This window comes from Photobacterium frigidiphilum (assembly GCF_003025615.1).
GTDB lineage: Bacteria > Pseudomonadota > Gammaproteobacteria > Enterobacterales > Vibrionaceae > Photobacterium > Photobacterium frigidiphilum.
Window position 1 is genome coordinate 62,775 of the sequence record NZ_PYMJ01000011.1, and the last position, 20,933, is coordinate 83,707.

Below are 20,933 nucleotides of genomic sequence, written 5' to 3' on the forward strand. Positions count from 1 at the left end.
ATTATTGAATGAGTAAGAGTTAAGCTTTGGTGATATTAAAACTTGGCTTGTCCGACTTTTTTGTTATTTTTGTCGGCATTTCACCTTTGAAAACTAACAATGAACCTAAGGTGACAATGGCCGAACCCACAGCAATTGCCACAACATAGGTCAACCAGTTTTCCACCGCCAGCCAACCATAAAACCCAGAGATTGGAGCACGGTTAACCGCACCAAAACCAACAGCCATCGCCGAGCCTACAGCTGAGCCAATCACATTTATAATAATTATTTTGGGGTTTGCTAAGGCAAAAGGAATCGCACCTTCAGAGACACCTATAAGCCCCATAAGAGTGGACGCCTTGCCAGCTTCTTGTAATGATTCAGGAAAACGGGACTTCCAGATCAAAGTAGCAACACCAATGCCGATAGGTGGGATAATAATGGCAACCTGTGCAGCTGTATTCGGGTCATAAATTCCGGAGGCCAGCATCGCCATTGCCGTAGTCACCGCCGCCTTGTTAATTGGACCACCCAGGTCAAACCCCACCATGCCGCCGATAATGGCTGCCAAAATGACTTTGTTGGTACCTGACATGCTGAGCAACCAAGCTTCTAGACCACGGTTCATTGCGGCAAGAGGGTCACCAATCACATACATCATGATGATACATGCCAATAATGTACCGCCGACTGGGATAATAAAAATGGGCCCTGCAGACGCCAGCGATTGCGGTAACTTAATGTTTTTTGCAAGGTAGCGGACAATATAGCCAGCCACAAAACCTGCGGCTAATGCACCCAAGAAGCCTGTACCCAGATCTTTTGCCAACAAACCCGCAATCATACCTGGACCAATACCCGGCTTATCGGCTAACGAGTATGCGATATAACCCGCCACCACGGGCAGCATTAAGCTAAGCGCCATTCCGCCGAATCCATCAAAGGCATGGAACATTCTGATCAGCGCATTACCCGCTTCAGCATGACTGCCATCCCAGATATTATCGATGCCATAAAATGAAGCGCCAATACGGGATATCCCCATAATTACGGCACCGGCAATGATAAAAGGCAGCATATAAGATACGCCTGTCATTATTGCTTGTTTTATTTCAATACCCGTTGAATTTCTTTTTTTATTTACATTAAACTTAACCATTATTAATCGCCTCACATAAAGCTTCAAAAACAGCCTCACCATGTTTAATTGGATCCGACACTGAGCACTCTAATATCGGTAAGCCAACAAACCTCCCTTTATCATTAATTGCCACTTCCGAAGCAATAATAATACCATCCGCACGTTTCATATCCTCTTCAGTTATTACATTTTCGGCCCCCATACTACCCTGAGTTTCCACCTTAACTTCATGACCTAATGACTCACCAATTATTGATAGTGACTCGGCAGCCATATAAGTATGAGCTACGCCCGTCGGGCACGCAGCAACGCAAACAAAAAACATAGTTCTTTCCTTATATTATTTTTATTTTTACAACAAGACATAGAAAAAACACAGCCATAATATTACTGGCTGTGCTTTTGCATTTACTAATAATGATTTGATTAAAAAAAGTGACAGGATAACAGTTAACAGAACAAGGTATAACACTATTAGAAGCAGGTTCACCAGCATTGCGATAACAAGTCAACATCTGACTTGAAGCCGCATTAATACAGGCGTGAGCCAACAAGGAACGCCTTACAGCACAAAGCTTAACGACCATTACCTTTGAAGAAGTAACCAGATCAACTTTCTTTTTTTCAAGCGGATAATGATATCGAGAAGATAATTGATGACCAACACGACTCCACAACGACTCCCACAGGGCGCTTACCTCATCTAAGTCATTCTCTTTACTGTCAATATTACAATCAAGTTGAGGAGGTATAAATAAAAATGCCATAACTTCTGAAAGCAGATATTGGCACACAGCTAGAAAACTAGCTAAATGCTTTTTGAGTGTTTTCAATACATAAAATGACATACTCATTAATATACCCACCACCGCTGTTCAACTTATTAAAACAATAGTAACAAACATTTTTCACATATTACCCAACAACAGTCACACTTTTGATTTAATAAAGCCAACAAACAGATAAATCTTTATTCATTAGCTAGCCGCATTATAAATATCATGCATTAATCACAGCTTCAATAATTACCTTATTAATTTAATCGAAATTAGTTTTAGCCCATTACTGTATTAATTTATTTTAATTACACCGATGACTTAATTATTTCTCGATTTGAACCTTTCATTTTCAAAAACAATACAATAGTTGCCAAAAACAAAGTTACTCCATTTCCTATAATCAACGGAATATCTTTCGACATAACTCCGTATACCAACCAACAAAACACCCCAAATACAAACATCATATACATTGCCAGTGAAATGCCCTTGCTGTCTTTTGTCTTTATTGTATGGATCACTTGCGGCAAAAGATTCTTCTGAATCACGACTATTCAATTTTTCATGCTATTTCTTTAAACAAACAAACTCTTAACAGTTCCATCGTTTGTTCAGTTTTTTCTGTTTCCTCCATGTCGGTTTGCATCAGCTGTTGTCTAAAATCGCGATGCATTAACTTTCGTGCCAATTTCGAAAAAATACTCATATGAGTGCCACCTTTATCATGACTGGACATTGTTAACATGATCACCGTCGATACACACTCATTCTCAACGTCGTTCCATACGATGGGTTCTGATAAATGAGCAATAGAGATGCTATTGTGCGTTACATATTCGGACTTACAATGTGGTATGGCGACACCAAATCCTAGTGATGTAGCAAAAATTTCTTCACGATCCCAAATGGCTTGCTCTGCCGCATCACCGCGAATCACCCGCCCTTGAATTTCCAAATTATCAGTCAACATTTTAATCACACTCGTTTTATCTTTAGCTTCACAATGTATGACTAGGCGTTCATCCAAGATTTCCGGCTGACTTTGTTGTTGCCAGAAAGCGTCAATACACTCTCTTACCTCATCAGCGGTTTCTTTACTAACCATCTCGACTAATAAGCATTGGCAGGCTTCACTGTCAAGAATATGGAGTTGCGACCGTAACATTGCAATATTCGGAGATGATAAGCTGATTTCATCAAACCCCATTGCCAGCAGTAATGGCAGAGCACGTCTGTCACTGGCCATTTCACCGCAAATGCCTAATTCAAGTCCGGAACGTTTAGCCGTTACAGCAATATCCCGCAGAAAAGCAATAAATCCAGGGTTCAAACTGTCATAAAGCGATTTGATTTTCGTATTCCCCCGATCACATGCCATAAAGTATTGAGTCAGGTCATTACTACCGATGGAAACAAAGTCGATCCAACTAGAGATTTTTTCCAGAAAATACAGAGCTGATGGCACTTCAACCATGATCCCAAGCCGCCACTTACCAATTGACTGCCCTTCCATCGTTAACTGTTCGGCACATTGGTGGCATAGCTGATAAATCCACTTTACCTCTTCAACACAAGAGACCATCGGAATCATGATATCGATATCCCCCAATGCGGTAGCCCGTAGTAATGCACGCAACTGACTTTCAATCATAGCCTGATACTGCGGATACATACGCACTGCACGGTAGCCTAAGAACGGATTCTCTTCTTGTGGTAATTCGAGGTATGCTAATGGTTTATCCCCGCCAATATCGAGTGTTCTTATAATGACTTGCTTCCCATTAGCGGCCTTTACCACTTCACTGTAAATCTCAAATTGTTCCTGCTCTGTGGGTGCTTGAGGGTGATCCATAAACAACATTTCAGTACGGAATAGGCCGATCCCCTCGGCTCCTCGACTAAAAGCTATTTCTGCTTCCAATCCAACGGCGATATTGGCGTACAAGGCCATTGACTGACCGTCTTTAGTTATTCCTTTCGTCGTCATAAAAGGAGCCAATAAGTCATTTTTGGCTACACACTTACGCGCTTCCAACTTATAAAATTCTGTAACACTATGATCTGGTTCGCGGATCAGGCAGCCGTATTGTGCATCCAGAACAACCCATTCAGAGCCATAAATAAACGATTGTAAATTTTCTATCCCCGTCAATACAGGAATACCAAATGAACGAGCTAAGATTACCGTATGGGAAGTTTGCCCCGCATGGGCTAGAATGATCCCTTTTAGTAGTGACTTATCGAAACCCAGTAATTCACTCGGTGTTAGGTTCTCAGCAATCACTATACTATTGGAAGTTAGCACCACTGGCTTTTTCAGCGACTCACCAACGACCAAACAGGCTAGCTGAGTACACAGGTCTTCAATATCTAATGCTCGCTCTTTCATATAGCTACTTTGGCTATTAAGTAAAGGAGCTTTAAGCTCATCAGCTGCAACAGCAATAGCTTTAAGAGTGTTGGTTTGCTTAGCATGTTTTAACAAGGTTTCACTAAAAACGGTATCGTCAGCAATCTGCAAGTGAGCCTGCAAAATAGCGAGCTCTTCTTTTGCTTTCGAATCTACAGCAGCAAGAGCTGAAAACAACTGTTGTTGTAGTTTTTCCAGACCGACGAGTAAATGATCTGTAACTGTTTCGCTCAACTGCTGTTCGGCCTCATCGGCAAGTTGATGCAAGTTGATCTGACTGCAAATGATGGGCTTGCCTTGCCCAATCCCTTTTGACGCGATACTACCGCGTACATAACACGGATTTGACGCTTTTAATGAAACTGGGAGTGACAACAAGCTGTCATTAAGTTCAATAGGTTCAATAGGTTCGTCACAGTACGAAAATTCCTGAGTAATAAAATGATAAATATGTTCAAAAGCGGCTAACTCATCCTTACCGTCAAAAATGAACTGACAAACATCATCCAACACTGCATCAACACCAATCAACGACAACACGCTTTTAGCATTAGCGGTTATCCCTTTAGTTCGATTAACCAAGGAAATTTGACACTGGAACGCCTTTGTACGGCTCTCTATTTCAGCTGCTGGCCTAGCATGAATACCATTTACTAATTCATTTTTAAATTCAAATTGTCTTGTCATAGCAGTACCTAAATATTTCCGTTTACATAGTGACGAACAAAGCCGCTCACCATCAATCTGATGGTGAAGGCTTGGCGCTAACAGGGGGGAATTACTTACTTCGCGTTTTGCACATTCTCAAGGCAATCAACCCTTGAGGAGGAACCATGGAAGAGCTGGTTGCCTTACCGATTGACTGTTCCATACCATTGGCAATCTCCACTTGCCAACCGGAAGGAAGATCACCCAGTTCAGTTGGCTGCATCCCGCTATTTAGTAATCTAAAAATAACTGCATTAGTGTCATCCTCAGTGGTCTTGATGGCACTTACCGCTAATTCAGGATGATCAAAAACCATTAAGCTGAAGCATTCAGGAGCCTCAAACAAAGGTGGAGCAATCATGAACCGCTGCACGATGCCATTATGTAAAGTTAGCGGCGCTGTTAGCCAATGTTTAGCCCGATAACACAAACCTGCTTCCATCGCTTTCCCCTTAAATGGGTACAAAGCCAAACGGAATGATAATGGCTGCTTAAGCTGTGAATCTGGGCTTGCATCAGGCAAGCCAGATAAACGACCCGGACGGTATTTCAACTCTGGCTTACCAACATAACCAACGGCTCGGAACAGAGTGATAGCAATAGATTCATGGTACTGCTGATATTCACGGATCCCATCGGTTAAGATCGCGATACCACCCTGTTCCGTCTCACCTGCCACCACACTTTGCATCGGGTAAATTGCTACTGGGCAAGATGTCCATTCCTGCTCTTGCCACACTGATAGAGCCTGCTCATCATTGCCGCGGCGGATAAGGCCAATAGGCTGATCAGCGATGGTTTCTTGACCAAGAAAATTACCATTAACGTGTAATTGCAATCGATGATCATCAACCTGGTTGTCTAGATGAATCTGGATCTCGATTTGATCACTGCCCTTTTCAAGAGACAATTCCATCACCGCAGTTTGCTCTGTCGTGCACAGCTTATCAGCCCTCTCCTGTAAGTTATTAGGCAAGTTAACTTGATAGCTGATACGAATCGCGGAACGTAATTCCCCCTGTGATACCTTGATATCATTAGGGCTAGCCTGTAAAACAACTTGATAGTCTTTGTATGGTTCAGAGAAATCATAATTGTCGCCATCATCCCCGCCATCAACCAGTGTGAGTAAATCTTCCCAGTGCTCACCCGACACCGTATTAGTAAGAGAAACTTTGCCTTCGGTATCAACATTGACAGTCAGATACTCGTTTTGAATCATCTGTAACTGATTTTGATCTCTAGCGGATTCAGCATTCCCATCGATATCGGCCTCTTTATCAGCCAAACGTTCGACCATCAGGCTACGATAACCACATGCTGGCAACGCATGCAAAGAAGCAATAATGTGGTGTCGATACCACGATTTAAAGCGTTCATCACCCAAAGTGGTTGGATCTTGGACAATCGCATTGATATCAACCAACTGACAATCAATAGAGTGAACGTCTACCAGATCATCACCATCATGCAGCACGAACTGTCGAGTTGGCAGCACAAGATCTAGCTCGACCATCGCATCACGTTGGTAAGGTAAAGGATTAAAGGCGAGTACAAATTCACCCTCAAGACCTTTCGTAGACGCATCAGCCAGCTGCTTAAGAGTAATATCTTTTAAGCGTTCAGCATTTTCTCGAACAGCTTGTATTCGTGCCAGCACTTGTCGATTAACAGAGTCCGTATTACATCCACCGATCGAATCATGGGCATGACTTTGCATAAGCTGCTTCCAATTCTTCTCCATCAGACCATAAGGGTATTTCATCCCTAAGCTATTCGCGACCGTTAGCAATGGCTCCAACTGATTAACTATCAAGTTTTCAACATTGCTATTTAGCTTTTTAATATCGTAACGAGTAGAATAAATTCCACGGTGGATCCGGCTATATTTACCGTAAAGCATTTCACTTTCTACAACAGCCAACGGTTTATCAGTTGCCACAGAAAAATAGTCTTCAAAACTACACAGTTGATAACTATATTGTCGTTCATCATTGGCATTGTGAATTGCAGCTACCGTTTCACTCTGCCATGGTTTCTGATCATGCCCCCCCATAAACAAGAAGTTTTCACGTTCTCCAGGCCAGAAACGCTCAGTCATTTTCTGGTCAATTCCATCTAAATGACAATCTATAGGTTTCATGCCCTGAAAAGCGCTGTAACCAAACTCCAATACTGCGGTTGTTACTTTGCTGCCATTCGGAGCTCGCCAGATAAATTCAGTATTTTCAGTGATTCCTTCCCAGATTCCTCGCCAAAATACACATTTATCAATATCAAAATGCTGCAGGAGTTGTGGAAGCTGCTCGCTCTGACCAAACGAGTCTGGTACATAGCCCACTTTCATCACTGCACCGAAGCGCTTTGCATCTCTACAGCCCCAAAATAAGTTACGTAACTGAGATTCACCATGAACAACACACTGATCAGTTTGTGTATACCAAGGGCCCACTAGCAATTTTCCACGCTTAACCAATTCAGTAACACGGGCAGTGTCTTCTGGTACTACGCTTAGATAATCTTCCAGCATTACCGACTGCCCATCCAGCACAAAGCAAGGCATTCCTTCATCTTGTTCAAGCTGTTCTAGAATCTGTTGCATGGTAAATACCAACAATACCTGAGACTCTTCAGTACTAAAGTACCACTCACGATCCCAGTGAGTATGTGGCACAATATATGCCTTTTTATTCAATGACATTGCTCGGTCCTCTATAGTGATTCTGTGAATTTTCTTTGGGTCTCTTCCATTGCCTGATTTTTCATATACTGGCGCTTCATGAGCACCGATGTCCCCAGCGCGACAAATACCACACCAGATGCAATTGAAAGCAGGTATAAGAAGAAGTTTGAAGATAAAACAAGAGCCAAAATCCCCGCAGCAGGAGCCTCAACAATCGAATCAAACATGATAACCATCGAAGCTGCAATTGCACTGCCAATAGTGTTAATCACAATTAATGCAGGATTGGCAAGAATAAATGGAATAGCCCCTTCACTGATTCCGACACAAGACATCATCATTGCCGCACGCCCATTATCTTGCAGCTCTTTGGTATAGTATTTTTTCGCCACAATTGTCGAAACACCAATACCAAACGGAGCAACCATAATCGCGATATGCGAAGCCGTTACAGGCTCATAAATCCCTTGGGCGAATAAGCCAAGACTCACAGTAATCGCCGCTTTGTTAATCGGCCCACCCAAGTCAAAGCCAACCATGGCGCCAAGTACTGCCGCCATCAATATTTTGTTACCACCAGACATATCCACCAACCAGTTTTCCAAGCCTGTATTGAGTGCAATGAGCGGATAACCCACGATATATTTCATAACAAAAAGAACAATTGCAGTGCCTAATAGTGGAATTATTACCATTGGCAACAAACTACGAAAATCTTTAGGTAATTTGATATTCGCTAGCATCCAGCGAACTAAATAACCAACCATCAAACCACCAAGTAATGCACCGAGAAATCCCATCTGCATATCGCGAGCTAACATCCCTGCCATTAACCCAGGTGCAATTGCTGGTTTTCCAGCTAAACCAAAACCAACAAAAGCGGCAATAACTGGAAATAAGAGTGTTAATCCATATAAACCAAATATTTTCAAATCATTAATTATTTGGGCTAGAAAGGAATTGCTTTCTTTTAAATCAACACCAGTAAGCGTTTCAAATAATGAACCAAACGCTAATAGCATGCCACCAGCAACAATAACAGGAATCATATATGACACTCCTGTCATCAAGGCTTCTCTTAATCTATCAATTTCTGTTTTTTTCGTTTTTAATAGTATGGCCATGGTATTCATCCTTTTTGTTTTTATTATTAATTATTTATTATATGTATCATGGTTTCATATACTGCTGCTGATTGTTTAATTGGATCTGCTACAGAACATTCCAAAGTTTTTAAGTTTTCAAACCTCTCCATTCCATCGATGGCAATTTCAGCAGCGATTATCGCGCCATCAGCCCGTTCGACATCCTCTAATGTGATCTCATTGTCGATTCCGGTACTACCTTGAGTCTCGACTTTCACTTCCCAGTTATGCTCTTTACCAAGCACTTCCAACGCTTCTGCTGCCATATAAGTGTGGGCAATCCCAGTTGGACAAGCAGCGACACAAACAATAAACATATTTACCTCGTTAACAATCTACTGACTGTTGATTTATTAAAAACAAAAAAAACAGCAGCCACCTTAAGATGACTGCTGTTCAAATGATTGATACTAAATGATTTTATATTAAGAACATGACTAAACGAATTAATAGACAAATTTCCTAACGTCACGCTGTTTCCCGGCGCATAGCGATAGAATAGCACCATAGAACTCGCTGAAACTTGTTCTACGAAATGTAGATAAGTCAGTGATAGTACAGAAAGCAACGTTTTTACATTTGCTTGATAAGATAAGAAATTACGACTCCAGCGCAGAACGTTCTCACCATACCAGTGATGTATTTTCTTGCCAATTAACTCACCAAGATTGATATAAATCTGGTTGTAATTTGAAGCTAATTCATCTAATTCTTCTTCAGTATTTGTGATTAGGTCTTCATTGTTATGAATACATACACACGAATAAATAGCGTTGACCAGAACGTTTAATACGCTTTGGAAAAACACTTTTATATTTAATTCGTTTGAATTCATTTTCATTAAAAACCCCTATGAAGTACATTTATAATAAACAAAAAATAAAGACATGTATGTGAAGCAATTCACATTTAACACCCCATTAACCTAACAACATTCAACTATCTGATATAAGAAAATGATTCTTATAATTTAACTTATTAAAACATTAAAATAGCGTTCAGCATTCTATTAGCACTAAGAGCAATAACAGAATTAGCTTCTTTATATAAGAATAAGTGGTGTCAACCAGAACTCAACCTTGGAGGTTATTTCGAATGCGGTAATAGTTACTCAGCCCTAGCGAGCATCACCTAGATGAATACCTTAATGATGCACTTTATTGCTAACGACGAAGCAAGCGATAAAGTATATACCCAAGCTACTTCAATATGCAGGATTCAGAGTGATCTCAGCGAGCATCTTGAGATAACTTGGGTATAATGCCTATTTTTTAATGGCAGGTTAAGGCTTTGCCATTTAGAGGAGTAGGTAGGCCACTCCTGCTAGAATTTACCACGCGTTAGTAAGCTCTTCTGATGCGAATTCTCATGATAAATTGGAGCTATTGGTCATTAATGTTAGAAAATAGAAATCAATTGAATAACAATTATGAGGAACAAGGTTTCTTTGTCATAAGGGATTATTTTACGGCGTCTGAAATCTCGTCACTTAGAAACGTTGTCTTGAAATTTCATGAACGTTGGAAAGATGACAACGCGGATTTTTATCAAGATGAAGCTTTTAACTCTTCTTTGATCACCGGAAGTCAATATTTAGCGTTTGACGATCGGGTAAAGCTGTTTAATTTTATTAGCTCAAAGAAAATAATGGCGCTTGTTGATTCAGTGATCCCAGTTAATCCTGCATTTATGAATACGCAATTATTTTTTAACCCTGTTAACCTTCAACAAAAAGATTTTTGGCATCGAGACTGTCAATATGATCATGATCTTGACTCACAAAAAAGAGTCATAAAGGAGACGCAAGTATTACATCTTCGTGTACCTTTATTTGATGAACTAGGTATGGAGTTAGTTCCAGGCACACATAAGCGCTGGGATAATGATGAAGAGTTTGATGTCAGACAAGAAGAGAATGGCAGAGTGAGCAGTGAGAATCTCTCAGCGGGTAAATCAATTGGGTTAGCCGCGGGTGACGTATTAGTTTTTTCGGCAGATATGATTCACCGTGGTTTATACGGATTGGATAGGCTGGCGTTAGATATCTTAGTTTTTGATTCATCAGCTGATTACATTGACTACGTTGACGACGATTGTTTACCAGATAGTTTAATGTTTGATAGAATTGACGATCCAAGATTGTACAAGAATACAATCCAGCTAAAGTCGCAGGGGTAATCTTTCAACGTGTCTAACTGTACTGGTTAGACATCATCCTTTCCTTTTGCACTGAATCGTATAGCTGAAGCAGCTTATCTAAGGTTAACCACTAAATAACGACGCTACGCCCTGTTGGTAAATATTCAAGACGATCACCAAGTACACCTTTGAGTAACCCATACGCCTTCATACCAGTACAATGGCCAGTGTATAACTTATCTATAGGGTAACTTAATAATGTTTGCCCGATAGCTTCAATATCTTTCTTGCTACCGCCAATACTGTTAAATAGTGGTAACCCGACTAAGTGAAAGCCACCTACAACAGCCTTAATTCTGGTATCAGGAAAAAGCGCAACCGCAGTCTCAACCATATTAAGCACACCACTATGGGCACACCCCGTGAATACGATAAGGCCATCACTTTCTTTAATAATCATAAGTAACTCATGGTCAAATGTATCTGGTTTACAGCCCATCCCAGAGTTAGTGAAAAGATACTGATTACCTTTCGGCTGTTTATACTTGCTACTTATTTTTGTAATAATAAAAATATTGGGGAATATTTCTGTTGTCTTGTTAACGAAATTAAATCGTTCCTTAGCGTTAGGTAATAAGTTCTTATCAATACCTACATTAGTTTTAAAACCAAACGCTTTGAAACAATAGTCTGTTTCTTCACATTCACGAAAGTGCACCAGAGCTTTAGAGTTGCGCTCGAGGAAATGACTAACACCATTACAATGATCATGGTGTCGATGTGAGATAACAGCAGCATCTATATCTTGGATTTTAACGTTTAATAACGCTGCGTTATCACAAAAAGCTTTACTACTTCCTGCATCAAATAATACCTGTCTACCCATCGTACTTAAATGAAGAGACAAGCCTCGCTCAACCGCAAGGTCTGTTCGATTATCTAACCGTGTGTTATCAACTAACGCTGTAAGTTTCATAGTCACCTAAGTTATATTCAACACAATGTAACCTCGTTCATTTTTTTGAAAACAATGGGCAAGGTTTCAATTTATGTCTTATCGGGTACACCTAACTGCAACAATGCTTTTTGAGTCAGACTTTCAGTATATGGATTAATCTTCCAGTGATCAGGGCTCCAACCTTTAACAAAACGCTGAAAATCAGCCCAAGCGATACAGTAAAGTGGTTTCCATGATTGCACTACATCATTAGGGTCTAATTGAGGCTGATGATTAACTAAAGCATGTTCAAGTTGTTTGAAATAATAATCAAGTAAGCTTGGTATTCGTTTATCACATTCATCGAATGGTATACAACTACTAAAAAACAGTACGACATCTTTCATACCACAACCTTTGCCCACGTATTGAAAATCAACACCAGCAACGTGATCCCCTTTCGGTGTAAAACAAAAGTTCGCGAGTTTTGCATCACCATGTACCAACGTTTGATACGGGGTTTTCTTCAAGGTTTCGTCGATAAGCGGTGCTGCATTTTTTAAGGGGGAATCTAACAATGCTGCAATTTCATCAGGCCGCGTATCTAGATGCCAATACGTGCCGGACTTCCAAAGCCCTATTGGGTCTGTACCAAGGTGCTGAGCATGAAAATGTGCTAACCAGTATAAACAAGCTTCGACTTGTTCTTGGTTTATGTCTTTATGTACTTCACTAAAGCCTAATGTTTTCAAATCTTCTAAGATGAGTAAGATTTCGCCATCTTGTTCTTTTACGAATAAACACTTGGGGACCGCACATTCACTCTTACAATGATTGGCAAAATGTTGATACCAACTGACTTCTACTTGATAAGAATCTAACTTACGTTGATGAGAGGTGACTGTGTTCCACCCTCTTGGGTGATGTTCAGGTTGAGGTAGTTTTATGTATTTAACAATGACCGATTCATATTGAGAGCAGCCTGCAAGTTCAACGCGTAAAAGTTCGCCATAACCGCCCCACAAATGCTGAATTAACTGAGTACTGGTAACGCACTCAGCCCCTACTGCACTCGCGATAGTCTGTAAAATGTTAATGGGGGTTGTCATTCATTGCCTGCTTTAATATTAGGTTCCTTTTCAGTGGTATATAAAAAGCCCTATTCAATATCAGCTACATTAAGCGGCTATTGAATAGGGCTCTTGCCCTTTATATTTGTCCTTTCGTTGAAAGCTTCCTTTTCCTTTTTTTGCTTTTACCACTCGTGTTGTAAACAACTTACTGGTAACAACTGCTTTTAGTGCATTATCTCTAATGGTTCCTCTACCAAACTCAGTATCTGTGCTATTTGGCTCTAACCGTTGAAAATCAACACTCTCTTTTTGTTTACATTGCTTCAATTTACGTTTTTTAGGCATTTGCCGTTCCTCATCGTTGTGTATCATCTGATTGTCTTAAAGAACCCGAGTAATATACCTTATTGTGCAACAATACGTGACTTTTATTAAACTGTACTGAACGTATCATCTTTAAAGCTTTTCACTGTTATAGATATGCTTTTTATATAATAGAAGAAAATCGAGCACAATCTCTCGCGCAAATTTTGTTTCGCAATTTGTTAAGAAAACCATACCTGTTTGCGTTAAAGGGTTAAAAAGCATTTCAGTTCGTATTCCTTTAACCCAGCCACCATGATGAACAAAACCCGTAATGCCTTGGTAATCGAATGTTCGCCAGCCTAATCCGTAATAGACATTACTCAGCTTTGCTCTATACCGTGATTGGTTCGCCCGAATGTGCGCTTTGTGCATAATTGTTAATGATGAAGGACGTAATACCGATGGGTTATGCCCTAAGTGTGCCAGCATCCACTTTGCAAGATCTTGAGCACTGGCATTTAATCCCGCTGCAGCAGGCACTCGATAATAATAAGGTTCTGGCTTAACGGCAGCCCAACCAGATTTTACTTTAACGTGGGGTTCAACACGATTTTTGCTGGCTTTAAATGCATCAAAACCAACAGAAGCATGCTGCATTTTCAACGGAATCAGTAAGTGCTCTTTAACTAATACATCGTAATCATGCCCAGATGCAAGCTCCAGCATTTCTGCACTGAGGTTATACACTACATTTTGATAACCATAACAATCACCGGGGGGGCATACAAAATCAATTTGAGGAATCCTTCTCCTAATTTTAGCATAACTGACATTTTGCTCTAACAGATCAGAATAAGCTTGAGGCACCAACCCTGTAGTATGAGACAAAATATGACGCAAGGTAATGATACTCCCCTGCGATGGATCGCTAAATTCAACAGTTTCAAGATAAGGCACAACGTAAGTATCCCAATCAATCATCCCTTTATCAACAAGCACCGAAGTAACAGCTGAAGCGAATGTTTTCGAAATGGACGCGAGCGGAAATACAGTACCAGAGGTGACTCGGTTTTTTCCGCCAACCTTCTTTACACCATAACCTCTAAGTAAGCGAATTTGTCCATCGATGATGAGCGCAATTGCAGCACCAGGAATCTCTTTTTTAACCGCTTTAGTCACCGAATCATGCAATGTGTAAACAAGCTTATCACCAGGCAAGGCATAGCTATTCGTCACCGTTATTAGCGCAAAAAGCGCCAATGCCCTTCTTACAGTCAACGTACAAACAAAGCTAATGTAAAAAGATATACAACGACTAAATTGTAATCGCAGCCCTTTGCAATATTGCGTAGCAAAACTGGGCACTGGACTCACCTTCGACAATAAAAGCAACGCCTTTATTTTAGTTGGAAAACGCGAAGTCTGTTTCGAAGGTGAGTGTCCATTCTTTAATTGTTCAATCAATCTCAATATTGATTCAGTGGCTTGAGGTTAATACCAAATCCATCAATTATCTGATCAGTTCAGCAAGTACGTGATATTTATCTACCCAAGTTACATTCAAAAATAACAAAGAGATCCGACGTCCTCTACAGTTAATGAAGCTCAAGGTAGCTTCGTGTATGGTCAGCTAAGAACCGTCATTATTTTATACTGTAAGATTTACGTGTTGTTCCACACTATAGAAAAATGATTGGTATTGTTATCACACACTCTTGACGGTGTTGTTATTAAGTAAAGTTTTAAACGGTATCATTAAGAACACATATCAATTTATTACGATAAAATGATAAATATAGACTTTTCATGCTATTTTGAAATTTTTTATCTTTATGATTTCAAAGAGATTTAACTCATCCGATGAGAACAAAAGTGAGACATAAAGCACAAAAATATTTTTATTAAGGGCGAATATCGTTACAATACGCGCCCTCACTATTTAGTGAGACATTATTTAAAAAGGTCAGATCCATGAAAGTAGTCGATTTTCTCAAGCAAAAGCGAGTTACGCTAGCGCAGCATCCATTTGAATTTAAAGACTGGCTATCACCCTCTATTCGCGATTACTGGATCGAGTTTTTAAGCAAAGCTAACAATAGTCAGCTTGCTACTTGGGTTAAAGAACAAAAAATCGCATCCACTGGAGAATCAATTGCCCAACCGGCACCGGTTCAATTACACCCAGAAGCAGAAAAAATCCAAGCAGAACTGACAGCTACATTAGGGGAAGAAATTCACGTCGGTGATTGGCTGATTGTTGATCAATCTCGAATTAATAGCTTTGCAGCAGTAACAGAAGATCATCAATGGATTCACACTGACCAAGATCGTGCGGCAAATGAATCTCCATTTAAAACAACTATTGCGCATGGTTTTTTAACGTTATCTTTGCTATCGGTGTTAACAGACAGTGTTAACCCTGAAAACACTAAATTTCCTTCGGCTAAAATGACCGTCAATTACGGCCTGAACCAAGTTCGTTTCCCATACCCTGTTAAAGAAGGCAATCGCGTACGTGCACGTACAAAGATTCAGTCTGTAACACCTATCAAGCGTGGGCTGGAAATTGTTCAAGAAATATCAGTAGAGATTGAAGGCTGTCGTCGACCTGGCTGTGTAGCAGAATCTGTTATTCGTTTGTATTTCTAATATTAACGACTAAAAAGTTTTAGATATTCCCGACAAAAAAGCCATCTACAGATGGCTTTTTTAGTTTAAGAGCAAAACATAAACACGCTATACAACGCTTTTAATCTTCTTTATTAATGACTTTTAACGCTTCTTTTTTGCTTAACGCTGACAGCTGCTTATTGTACTTCGCAACAAACTCAATGACATAATCAGGGTTTGTTTTAGAATATTTCCGCAACACCCACCCTATTGCTTTGCGAATAAAGAACTCTTTTTCATTCGCAAGCAATAAAATCGTTTCTTCAAGCAATGGGACATTCGTGTCATTTTTATGCTTTAAGTGTGCGAGCAATGATGCACGACGTAGCCACATATTATCAGATTGACGCCATTCAATAAGCTTTGCTTCAAACTCACGATGATCTTTAATTAAGTCACCAATCAAATTTGATGCGAGCTTATCAACGGTATCCCAGTTATCTGCGGTTTCTAACATCTCTTCATAAATGCTGAATGCATCTGGTGTACGAAAAGCCTTGTAGTATTCGGCAACATCCATAGCCAAATACAGTTCTTCTCGATACACACCAGACCATAGCCATAATACCAATCGACGATACTGAACAAAGTCGACGACATCGGTATGCTCACGTGCTTTTTTGAATACAGCTTTACGCTCAGGTGCTTTTACGCCATAAAACGGTTGTTCCGTTTTCATATATTCTTGCATGGAAATAGCATCATCAGCATTTGATACTTCTACCAAATGTTGTTGCATATAAATAACCATGGGGATCATCAATGACATGACGATTACTTCCTTCTAAAGCAGACTTATTACTTATATTGGCTCGTATTTAGCGTATAGCTAAGAGCCTTTATTATATTGGGCAGCATTTGAACACAAGTTACATCACTTTAACAATACATGATGCAACTTATTGTTCATTCTGGTTATTGTCTTTTAGATAACAACACTTTCATTCTAAACTGGCTATTTTTTCCTCACATTACTGATCTTTCCTTGATAGCTTAAGTAATCAAGAATGGAATCAATTTGTTCTGTAGACAAATCAAGATGATCAGGCATTTGGGTATAGCGAAATTGAGAGGGCTGTTTAATAAATTTACGTAGCATATCTTTCGAACGATAAGACACAACGCTCATGGGTGCATTCAAATCAGGTCCTAGCTTCCCCCCTTGCTGATCCATCGAATGGCATTTAATACAACGGTCTTTAAAGATTTCAAAACCTTGATACACAGTTGAGGCTAACTCAACACCTTCGGGATACACTAATGGGTATTGATCTTTAAATTGAAGCATATTGACGCTAGCCAATTGGTAAGGCCACGGGAAAGCTTGTTCTGGTGTTTGCTTCTCTCCTTTCCACACCATGTAAAAAGGACCAGGGTTGGCTTTGTGGTGCCCTATCGGCTGCCAACCTGCATCTGCTTTATAAACAATATAACCACCAGCTATTGATATTTTGTCAAAGGTTGAAACCGCTTGATAGCCATCTAGCGCTGTAAATTTAACATCGGTGTAGGCTTTATTTTTCCAGTCTTTCCCGTATGCCAATACCATGACATCATTAAGCAAAAACGCATCATAGGCTTTCTCTGCCTCATAATGGGGGTCATAAATTGTAATTTGATGCGTTGGTAATTTGTCTTTCAATGCACTTAATGAAAATGTTTGTTCGTTTTGATCCGATTCTGAAAACATCAGCGTTGCTTGTTCAGCATAAGCATCTAATGACACCACGCAAATAGCTGATAATGAAATCGCTCTTATGATTTCCCTAATCATCGCTCTTCCTTTAATTATTTGATGCATTACCTAAATATTACAAAAATAACCCGCTTCAACACTGCCTTTAACTTTCCAACCATCAATTAACTTTTCACATACAAAACACAATACATCATCGACACAAGATTGGTAACATCCACCGACCACAATACTGCCAATTTGTTAACCATAACGTTCACCTTAAATCCAAACATTACAACATCCTGAAAGAACAGTATTTAGACCGATTTAATTGACGGTTCAGCTTCTACTTTCTAGGGTGAATATAGGGAAATGCATAAACAATAGAAAACACCATGGCTAATTTAGGGAATAAATATGAATGCCAGAGATGTTAAAACGATCGATGATGCAAAAAAAATAATAACAGAACGTAAAATCACCCACGTAAAAGTCGGCTTATTCGATAACGATGGCGTCATGCGTGGTAAATACATGTCTAAGTCTAAATTCTTTTCTTCTTTAGAACATGGCTTTGCTTTTTGTGATGTTGTTCTTGGCTGGGATGTTAAAGATCAGCTGTACGATAATGCGCAATATACGGGGTGGCACACGGGTTACCCTGACGCCCCCGTTAGAATTATTCCAGAAAGCTGCCGTGATGTACTTGATGAAGATGGCATGCTGTTATTCATTGCAGAATTTACAGAAGATGCTGAAAAAGTATGTCCACGAGCGACGCTACGCCGTGTATTACAGCTTGCCGATAAAATGGAATTCAATGTGCAAGCCGCTTTTGAATATGAATTCTTTCTTTTCAACGAAACCCCACATTCAGCAAGAGAAAAAGGCTTCAGTAACCTTGAAACCATTACACCTGATTGGTTTGGTTATTCCATGATTCGTAATTCGACTTACTCGGGGCTCTACAAAAGTATTCTTGCCATGGGTGAAAAGATGGACTTCCCCATAGAAAGTATTCATTCCGAAACAGGCCCTGGAGTAATAGAAGCAGCGATCACTGTTGATCACGCAATCAATGCCGCAGATAAAGCCGCGCTATTTAAAACTTATATGAAGGTATTAGCCCAAAAAAATGATCTACTCGCCACCTTCATGGCGAAATGGAGTAACGACTACCCCGGTCAGAGCGGACATATTCATATTTCGTTGCAGAACAAAGACGGTTCTTCTGCTTTTTTTGAGGCCAATAACGATCTCAATATGAGTGATATTCAGCGTCACTTTCTTGCTGGACAGCAACGCTTAATGCCAGAAATTTTGTGCATGATTGCGCCAACCATTAATAGCTATTCACGCATGGTTCCGGGGTTTTGGGCACCCACAGAGGCAACTTGGGGCGTAGAAAACCGAACAACGGCATTACGCTTAATTAAAGGTTCAGAAAAATCACAACGAGTAGAATATCGAATAGGTGCGGCAGATGCAAACCCCTACCTTGCTTTAGCAGCAGCACTCGCATCTGGGTTGTATGGCATCGCCCAGCAATGGGAACCTTTCGACCAAGTTATAGGCAATGCTTACGATCAGCAACACCCGCAGGAATTACAGTTGCCTCATACATTATGGGAAGCAGCCCAACGTTTTAAAGCATCAAACGCTGCACGTGAAATGTTTGGCAATGAATTTGTTGATCACTTTACAGCATCACGAGAATGGGAAGAGCGTGAATTTAGGAAGCATGTCACTGACTGGGAATTAAATCGTTACTTTGAAATTATCTAATCTAGTTTTAGATAATCAGACTATTAACCACTTATCGGCCTAGATAAAGGAGAATACATGTCAAATATAAACTCAATTAATGCAGAAATTTCCGTTATCTCACCGATTGATAATGATGTATATATCACTCGACCATTTGCATCGCTCACTCACATTACAACATCGTTGAAGCAAGCCAAATTGGCTCAAAAACAATGGCAAGCAACACCATTGGCTGAACGTAAAATTCTGTGTAGCAAAGCCATAGATTGGCTAGTCACTAACAAGCATCAGCTCGCAGAGGAAATTACGTGGATGATGGGACGCCCGATTCAATATAGCCAAGGTGAAACCGCAGGGTTAGAAGAACGTGCTCGGCATATGATTGCGATCAGTGATGACGCATTGGCAACGATTGAGTTACCAGAAAAGCCTCACTTTACGCGCTATATAAAACGGGTTCCGTTAGGCACTGTATTTATCGTTGCACCGTGGAACTATCCGTACCTGACCGCAATCAATTCCATCATACCAGCATTGTTATCAGGCAATAGCGTTGTACTTAAACACTCTGTGCAAACACCTTTATGTGCAGAGCGCCTATTTCAAGCCTTCACAGAAGCAGGCTTACCGGAAGGTGTGTTTCAGTATCTGCATTTAACGCATCAAGACACAGAGCATGTTATTTCATCAGGTTGTATCAATCATGTCGCGTTCACTGGTTCTGTTAAGGGTGGAAAAGCCATCGAACAATTCGCTGCTGGGCATTTAATCAGTGTGGGGTTAGAGCTTGGTGGAAAAGACCCTGCGTATGTGCGCTCTGATGCTAACCTACAAGACGCTGTTGATACTATTATTGATGGGGCTTTTTTTAACTCAGGACAATCTTGCTGCAGCATTGAACGTGCTTATGTACATAGTAGTATTTATGATGCTTTTATTGAAAAGGCCGTGTTACTAATCAATCAATATCAACTCGGTCGTTCAGATAACCTTAATACCACATTAGGCCCGCTTGTTAACGGAAAAGCCGCTGATTTTGTACGAGAGCAAACACAAGAAGCAATTCAACAAGGGGCAAAGCCACATATTGATGAACACCATTTTACCAACAGCCAAGCTGGCAGCGCCTATCTTGCCCCTCAATTGCTTACCAACGTAAATCATACAATGCGAATAATGACAGAAGAAACCTTCGGCCCCGCCCTTGGCATACAAAAAGTAGAATCCGATCAAGAAGCAATCATATTGATGAATGACAGTGACTTTGGTCTTACCGCGTGCATTTTCACTCAAGACATAGACAAAGGCATCCATCTTGGGGATCAATTAGAAACAGGGACATTTTTCATTAATCGTTGTGATTACCTAGATCCAGCGCTTGCATGGGCGGGTATTAAGCAATCTGGTCGAGGCTGTACTCTATCTTCTATCGGGTTTGAGCAATTAACGCGTCCTAAGTCGTACCATGTAAAGCACCTAATATAAGCATTTCTAATGCCTTCTTGAATCCACCGT

At 40.3% G+C, this 20,933-nt stretch carries 18 protein-coding genes and 1 pseudogene; 4 read left to right on the forward strand and 15 right to left on the reverse strand.

What is annotated here, in order from left to right; all coding sequences use genetic code 11:
- Positions 1-19: 19 nt before the first annotated feature.
- The 9 genes from C9J12_RS12820 to C9J12_RS12860 all read right to left on the reverse strand — a co-directional run bounded on the left by C9J12_RS12820 (position 20) and on the right by C9J12_RS12860 (position 9,689).
- A complete protein-coding gene (locus tag C9J12_RS12820) occupies positions 20-1,141 on the reverse strand; it encodes a PTS fructose transporter subunit IIC (RefSeq protein ID WP_107243073.1) in 1,122 nt (373 codons plus the stop codon).
- Complete coding sequence (locus C9J12_RS12825; RefSeq protein WP_107243074.1) at positions 1,134-1,448, reverse strand: PTS fructose transporter subunit IIB; 315 nt, start codon at positions 1,446-1,448, stop codon at positions 1,134-1,136. The genes C9J12_RS12820 and C9J12_RS12825 overlap by 8 nt, the downstream gene beginning before the upstream one ends.
- A gap of 10 nt (positions 1,449-1,458) precedes the next feature.
- Positions 1,459-1,977, reverse strand: coding sequence for a hypothetical protein (locus tag C9J12_RS12830; protein ID WP_107243075.1), 519 nt, complete (start codon positions 1,975-1,977; stop codon positions 1,459-1,461).
- Positions 1,978-2,207: 230 nt separating this feature from the next.
- Positions 2,208-2,450, reverse strand: coding sequence for a SemiSWEET transporter (locus tag C9J12_RS12835; protein WP_227876355.1), 243 nt, complete (start codon positions 2,448-2,450; stop codon positions 2,208-2,210).
- 14 nt (positions 2,451-2,464) lie between these two features.
- Positions 2,465-4,999 (reverse strand): phosphoenolpyruvate--protein phosphotransferase, encoded by a 2,535-nt coding sequence (ptsP, locus tag C9J12_RS12840; protein ID WP_107243077.1) that lies wholly within the window; start codon positions 4,997-4,999, stop codon positions 2,465-2,467.
- 91 nt (positions 5,000-5,090) lie between these two features.
- A complete protein-coding gene (locus C9J12_RS12845; protein ID WP_107243078.1) occupies positions 5,091-7,721 on the reverse strand; it encodes a glycoside hydrolase family 38 N-terminal domain-containing protein in 2,631 nt (876 codons plus the stop codon).
- An 11-nt stretch (positions 7,722-7,732) separates the two neighbouring features.
- Positions 7,733-8,827: a PTS fructose transporter subunit IIC gene (locus C9J12_RS12850; RefSeq protein ID WP_107243079.1), complete on the reverse strand. Its 1,095-nt coding sequence runs from the start codon at positions 8,825-8,827 to the stop codon at positions 7,733-7,735.
- Between the two features lie 26 nt (positions 8,828-8,853).
- Positions 8,854-9,165, reverse strand: a complete 312-nt coding sequence (locus C9J12_RS12855; protein ID WP_107243080.1) for a PTS fructose transporter subunit IIB — start codon at positions 9,163-9,165, stop codon at positions 8,854-8,856.
- Between the two features lie 2 nt (positions 9,166-9,167).
- Complete coding sequence (locus tag C9J12_RS12860; RefSeq protein WP_107243081.1) at positions 9,168-9,689, reverse strand: hypothetical protein; 522 nt, start codon at positions 9,687-9,689, stop codon at positions 9,168-9,170.
- 554 nt (positions 9,690-10,243) lie between these two features.
- On the opposite strand from C9J12_RS12860, the gene C9J12_RS12865 reads away from it, so the two are divergent.
- Positions 10,244-11,026 (forward strand): phytanoyl-CoA dioxygenase family protein, encoded by a 783-nt coding sequence (locus tag C9J12_RS12865; RefSeq protein WP_107243082.1) that lies wholly within the window; start codon positions 10,244-10,246, stop codon positions 11,024-11,026.
- Between the two features lie 91 nt (positions 11,027-11,117).
- Here the strand turns inward: C9J12_RS12865 and C9J12_RS12870 are convergent, their stop codons facing one another.
- The 4 genes and pseudogenes from C9J12_RS12870 to C9J12_RS12885 form a co-directional block, all read right to left on the reverse strand.
- Positions 11,118-11,963 carry an MBL fold metallo-hydrolase gene (locus C9J12_RS12870; RefSeq protein ID WP_107243083.1) on the reverse strand — a complete coding sequence of 282 codons (846 nt, stop codon included), beginning with the start codon at positions 11,961-11,963 and terminating at the stop codon, positions 11,118-11,120.
- Positions 11,964-12,034: 71 nt separating this feature from the next.
- On the reverse strand, positions 12,035-13,033 hold the full coding sequence (locus tag C9J12_RS12875; RefSeq protein ID WP_107243084.1) for a phosphotransferase: 999 nt from the start codon (positions 13,031-13,033) through the stop codon (positions 12,035-12,037).
- An 81-nt stretch (positions 13,034-13,114) separates the two neighbouring features.
- Positions 13,115-13,324: pseudogene (locus C9J12_RS12880) on the reverse strand (alternative ribosome-rescue factor A); the annotation flags it as partial.
- Positions 13,325-13,453: 129 nt separating this feature from the next.
- A complete protein-coding gene (locus C9J12_RS12885) occupies positions 13,454-14,668 on the reverse strand; it encodes a serine hydrolase domain-containing protein (RefSeq protein WP_227876356.1) in 1,215 nt (404 codons plus the stop codon).
- A 606-nt stretch (positions 14,669-15,274) separates the two neighbouring features.
- On the opposite strand from C9J12_RS12885, the gene C9J12_RS12890 reads away from it, so the two are divergent.
- Positions 15,275-15,952, forward strand: a complete 678-nt coding sequence (locus tag C9J12_RS12890; RefSeq protein ID WP_107243086.1) for a MaoC family dehydratase — start codon at positions 15,275-15,277, stop codon at positions 15,950-15,952.
- Between the two features lie 100 nt (positions 15,953-16,052).
- On the opposite strand, the gene C9J12_RS12895 is transcribed toward C9J12_RS12890, so the two are convergent.
- Both C9J12_RS12895 and C9J12_RS12900 read right to left on the reverse strand, forming a co-directional pair.
- Positions 16,053-16,742 carry a DNA alkylation repair protein gene (locus tag C9J12_RS12895; RefSeq protein WP_107243087.1) on the reverse strand — a complete coding sequence of 230 codons (690 nt, stop codon included), beginning with the start codon at positions 16,740-16,742 and terminating at the stop codon, positions 16,053-16,055.
- 186 nt (positions 16,743-16,928) lie between these two features.
- Positions 16,929-17,747 (reverse strand): c-type cytochrome, encoded by an 819-nt coding sequence (locus tag C9J12_RS12900; RefSeq protein ID WP_107243088.1) that lies wholly within the window; start codon positions 17,745-17,747, stop codon positions 16,929-16,931.
- A gap of 321 nt (positions 17,748-18,068) precedes the next feature.
- On the opposite strand from C9J12_RS12900, the gene C9J12_RS12905 reads away from it, so the two are divergent.
- Together C9J12_RS12905 and C9J12_RS12910 are read left to right on the forward strand one after the other, a co-directional pair.
- Entirely contained in the window at positions 18,069-19,436 is a 1,368-nt protein-coding gene (locus C9J12_RS12905; RefSeq protein ID WP_107243089.1) for a glutamine synthetase family protein, read from the forward strand.
- A gap of 57 nt (positions 19,437-19,493) precedes the next feature.
- Positions 19,494-20,903 (forward strand): aldehyde dehydrogenase family protein, encoded by a 1,410-nt coding sequence (locus C9J12_RS12910; protein ID WP_107243090.1) that lies wholly within the window; start codon positions 19,494-19,496, stop codon positions 20,901-20,903.
- Positions 20,904-20,933 lie beyond the last annotated feature (30 nt).